This window comes from Ideonella azotifigens (genome assembly GCF_006519715.1).
GTDB lineage: Bacteria > Pseudomonadota > Gammaproteobacteria > Burkholderiales > Burkholderiaceae_C > Ideonella > Ideonella azotifigens.
The window spans coordinates 1-4,555 of record NZ_VIDT01000456.1; the positions used below are offsets into that span (position 1 = coordinate 1).

A 4,555-nucleotide genomic window follows, 5' to 3' on the forward strand; every position below is an offset into this window, starting at 1 on the left:
CGAGAAGCTCGAAGACATCGTGGGCCTCTACATGTCGCCGCCGGAGCACGCCTTGGTGCTGTGCTGCGATTAGAAGAGCCAGGTGCAGGCACTTGATCGCACGCAGCCAGGTCTGCCACTCAAGAAGGGCCGCGCGGCCACCATGACGCACGACTACAAGCGCAACGGCACAACCACGCTGTTTGCCGCGCTCAATGTGTTGGACGGCAAGGTCATCGGCCAATGCCAGCAGCGACGCACCCATGCCGACTGGCTGAAGTTCCTGCGCAAGATCGACCCCGAAACGCCCAAGGACAAGACGCTGCACCTGATTGCCGACAACTACGCCACCTATAAGCAACCGGCGGTACAGGATTGGCTGGCCAAGCACCCGCGATTCAACACGCACTTCACGCCAACTTCGACGTGGTGGTTGAACATGGTGGAGCGCTTCTTCCGCGATCTGACCACCGAGCGGCTGTGCCGGGGTGTGTTCACCAGTGTGCCCGAACTGGTGGCGGCGATCGATGAATACGTCGCTCACCACAACACCGACCCCAAGCCGTGGTGCTGGGACATGACGTTCTTGCCCACGGACGTCGCTGGCCGATGGTTCTTCCTGTACCTGATCCTGGACGTTTACAGCCGCAAGATCGTGGGCTTCCAGGTGCACGAAGACGACAACTCGGACCATGCTGCACGGCTCGTGCAGCGCACTGCGCTGGCCGAGGAAATCCACGCGATGCCTCGCGACGAAAGGCCAGTGCTGCATGGCGACAACGGCGCCACGCTCAAGGCCACCACAGTGCTGGCGATGCTGTGGTGGCTGGGGGCGAAGCCTTCGTACTCGCGGCCGCGCGTGAGCGACGACAACGCCTTGGTCGAAAGCCTGTTCCGCACGGCGAAGTACCGGCCGGAGTTCCCCGCTGCGGGCTTTGCCAATCTCGGCGCGGCGCGCGATTGGGCGCGAGAGTTCGTGCATTGGTACAGCAGATGTTGCTCAAGGGCGCGGACCTGTCGGTGCACGATCAGATCGCGCTCGATGCCATCGCCGATCTGCTCAACAACCGGCCTCGTCAAACGCTGAACTGGCGCAGTCCCATTCAGGTGTTCGCAGAGCTCATGCAAGGCATCAACCAACAGGCTCAGGCCACAACCCACTGACATTGCAACGATGCCGAGTGTCGGACTTCAGACCGCAGCCCCAAATTTCGGCAGGCACGGGCAAGACACATGAGCGGCTCAACTGTTGTCGTCACTTTGCGAATGATTGATGTCGCGGCGCCTAGCAGGTACCTGCCGTGCATCGGGTCGCAGGGGAAGACGGCGCGAACCCCGCAGCCATGGCTGGCGGACGCAGCGGGGCAAGCTACTGCATCCTGTCGGCGGTGGCGCACCACTGCAGCGGATGCTGTTCGCTCGAAATGGGCTACGGCTGCGAGATCGTCAGGGACCTTGCTGGGGGCGGCGACTTCTGCCGCAGCGTGCCCAACAGCGGCCTGGTGTAGGAGGTGTCGAGACCGATGCGAAGCCTCATGCAGCTCAACTCCTCCGCCCTTCGGGCAGCACGCCGAAGCGTTGACCGGCCTGGCGGCGGAATTCGGTGGGCGTCATACCCTTTATGTCCAGGAACCGGCGGTTGAAGTTGGCGACATTGTTGAAGCCCACCTCGAAGCAGATATGCGTCACCAGCCGGTCCGAATCCATCAGCAGCTGGCAGGCGCGGTTCACTCGGATGCGGTTGACGAAGTCGGTGAAAGTATTGCCGGTAGCGCGGCGGAAGAAGCGCGAGAAGCGGCTTTCGCTCATGCCAAGCTCGGCTGCCAATGCGGCTGCCGAATGTTCGTCGGCCAGGTGACCGGTGATGCGGCTGACCACAGCATGCACGTGGGCCAGCGAGGCATCGTCGCCCGTGCTCTGCAGCTGTACGCTCGACAGCAGCCGGTAGTCAGTGCAGGCCGCCAGGTCTGCCAGGCAGTCGCAGAAGGCGGTCAGCCTGCGCAGCCCACGCGACGACTTAACTCGCTGCCAGTGTGACTCCGCTCGTTCCGACAAACCGAAAAACTCAATTCCGTTCTTGGCGCGCTCCAGTAGCGGCAGAACCTCACGCAACTCCGGGATCGTTTCGGCCGTGCGAACCAGAGGCTCGTGCGAGAACTGGATTACCAGGTCGCGTTGTTCAACGCCGCCGGCTGGTAGGTCCATGCTCACCCAGTTGTGCGGCAGGCGCGGCCCGGTGAGTACCAGTTGCCCCGGCTGAAACGGTCCGATCCAATCGCCAACGAACAGCTTGCCGCTGGTGCTGGTGATGAGGTGCAGCTCGTACTCGTCGTGGTAATGCCAGCGGGCATGCGGCGTGGGGTAGCCGTGCGCGAGGCAGCGCACGAATCCGACCTCACTAGAAGCTTCATAGCCGAGATCAGGCGAGCGGGCGAGTTCGTGTTCGAGCTCGGGGCGGACGACACGCGGGGTCACGGGCTTGAGCGACATCACGGCTCCAGACTCAGACCGCAGCGCGGCGGGCCACAAAGGCTTGCACCTGCGCAAACGCTACGCGCAGCGCATCCAACAGGCGGGCATCGCCGGCCAGCTCGCCCCACAGCGTGGGGTCCGCACCAAACGCGGCCACCGGGTCGGCGGCCTCGCAGATCGCATGGGCCACCGCGGGGTCCATGGCCTGGTCCTGGTAGGCGTAGGGCAGGCCGCCCGCGTGCCAGCGCTGCAGGTAGGCCAGGAACAGTGCAGGCAGCATCGCCACGCTGCGGATGGTGCCGCCCATGGCGAGTTTGTCGCGGATGGTCGGCGCGATCATGCCGGGGATCTTCGAGAACGCATCCATCGCCACGCGCTGGTTGGTGTCCTGGATCGCCGGGTTGCCGAAGCGGTCCAGCACCACGTCGCGGTAGCGGGCCAGGTCCAGCGGGCAGGGCTTCTCGGGCGTGTGCAGCACCGGAATGGCGTCGTCGGTCACGTAGTCGTAGGCCATCTTCCGGATCTCGGCGTCCTGCGTGCCTTCGTGGATGTAGAGGTGGCCCGCCAGCGTGCCGGCCCAGGCAATGCAGCTGTGGGTGGCGTTCAGCAGGCGGATCTTGGCTTCCTCGTAGGCCGCGACCGAATCCACCATATCCACGCCGACCTTTTCCCATTCGGGGCGGCCGGCGATGAAGCGGTCTTCGATCACCCACTGGATGAAGCTTTCGCCCATCAGTGCGGCGGGGTCGTCGCGTCCGGTGGCGGCCTTGACGCGCTCGGCCACATCCGGCGTTGGGCGCGGGGTGATGCGGTCGACCATCGCGTTGGGGCTGGTGGTGTGGGCCTCGACCCAGGCCTTCAGCGCGCTGTCGCCCAGCGCGTCGATGAACTGCAGCAGGCCGCCGCGCGAGCGGTCGCCGTTGTGGCGCAGGTTGTCGCAGTTCAGCAGCGTCACGCCTCCTGCGCCCGCGGCTGCGCGAGCGCGCAGCAGGCTGACCAGGCCGCCGTAGATCGTGTGGCCTGCGCCGCCCGCCTTTACCGCCGCCAGGTCATTGCGCAAGTCGGGGAAAGTGGCCCAATCAAGGCGGTCCTGCGCGTCCAGGTAGTAGCCCGCCTCGGTGACGGTGAAGGAGATGATGCGGGTCGCCGGGTCGGTGCCTGCGGCGATCAGCGGGGCCAAGTCGTCTTGGTAGGGGATCACGCGCTGGATGGATTCGATGCGGGTGTAGCTGCGCTCGCCCTGCGGCGTGATAGTTTCCAGCGTGTAGGCACCGCCCTGCGCCTGCAGCGCGGCAATGGTGTCGAGCATGTCGGGGCGCAGGTTGCCGCCGGTGATGGACCAGCGGGTGTCGCCCGTCTGCCGCAGTTGGTGTACGTAGAGGGCCTGGTGCGCGCGGTGGAACGAACCCAGGCCGAGGTGGAGCATGGTGGACATGGAAAAAGGCCTTCGTGGTCTGACGGCTGCGTTCTGAAAGGCAGGAAAGAAAGGAGAGCCGAGAGAAGGTGAAACAGGGCTTCAGAGGTCGAACTGGGTGGGCATCATCACCACGTCGCGGATCGTCATGCCACGCGGCCTCGTGAGCATGAACAGCACCACATTGGCGACTTCCTCGGCCTCGATCAGGCTGCCGTTGGCCTTGGCTTCGGCCAGCTTCTCGGCCGGCCAGTCGGCCAGCAGCGAGGTGATGACCGGGCCAGGCGAGATCGCTCCCACCCGGATGCCGTGCTTGAAGACCTGGCGCCGCACGGTCTGCACAAAGCAGTTCACTGCCCATTTGGACGAAGCATAGACCGGCTCCCATGGGGTGGGGAAATGCGCTGCCAACGAGCTGGTGACGATGATGTCTCCGGTGCCGCGCCCGATCATGTGGGGCAGCACGTTGTGCACATTTTTCATTACCACGTTGACGTTCAGGTTCAGCATCCGGTCGATCGCCTCCGGGTCGGCGTCGACCAGGTCGCCGCCGACATACAAGCCGGCGTTGGCGTGGAAGATGTCGAGCTGGCCGGTGAGGGCCAGCGTGCGTGCCAGCAGCGTGGCGCACTGGGCCGGGTCCAGCAGGTCCAGCACCACTGGCAGCGCGGTCGAGCCGAGCAACGCGCA

4 protein-coding genes and 2 pseudogenes are annotated in these 4,555 nt (G+C 65.0%); 3 read left to right on the forward strand and 3 right to left on the reverse strand.

Going from position 1 to position 4,555, the window contains the following annotated elements; translation table 11 throughout:
• From FKP22_RS34530 to FKP22_RS21790, 3 genes and pseudogenes are all read left to right on the forward strand, one after another.
• A pseudogene (locus tag FKP22_RS34530) lies at window positions 1–826 on the forward strand (IS630 family transposase); the annotation flags it as partial.
• Window positions 827–960: 134 nt separating this feature from the next.
• Window positions 961–1,143: pseudogene (locus FKP22_RS34590) on the forward strand (IS30 family transposase); the annotation flags it as partial.
• A 137-nt stretch (window positions 1,144–1,280) separates the two neighbouring features.
• Entirely contained in the window at window positions 1,281–1,487 is a 207-nt protein-coding gene (locus FKP22_RS21790; RefSeq protein WP_141289788.1) for a hypothetical protein, read from the forward strand.
• A 34-nt stretch (window positions 1,488–1,521) separates the two neighbouring features.
• Here FKP22_RS21790 and FKP22_RS21795 read toward each other — a convergent pair whose 3' ends face one another.
• The 3 genes from FKP22_RS21795 to FKP22_RS21805 form a co-directional block, all read right to left on the reverse strand.
• Window positions 1,522–2,469, reverse strand: a complete 948-nt coding sequence (locus FKP22_RS21795) for an AraC family transcriptional regulator (RefSeq protein WP_141289789.1) — start codon at window positions 2,467–2,469, stop codon at window positions 1,522–1,524.
• 13 nt (window positions 2,470–2,482) lie between these two features.
• A complete protein-coding gene (dalD, locus tag FKP22_RS21800; RefSeq protein WP_141289790.1) occupies window positions 2,483–3,886 on the reverse strand; it encodes a D-arabinitol 4-dehydrogenase in 1,404 nt (467 codons plus the stop codon).
• 81 nt (window positions 3,887–3,967) lie between these two features.
• Window positions 3,968–4,555, reverse strand: a 588-nt coding sequence (locus tag FKP22_RS21805) for an SDR family oxidoreductase (protein ID WP_141289791.1), incomplete at its 5' end; no start/stop codon positions are given.

What these genes read in the sequence shown, in the direction of transcription:
- FKP22_RS21795 (WP_141289789.1), bottom strand. Translation starts at nt 2,469, where the DNA reads ATGTCGCTCAAGCCCGTGACCCCGCGTGTCGTCCGCCCCGAGCTCGAA.
- dalD (WP_141289790.1), bottom strand. Translation starts at nt 3,886, where the DNA reads ATGTCCACCATGCTCCACCTCGGCCTGGGTTCGTTCCACCGCGCGCAC.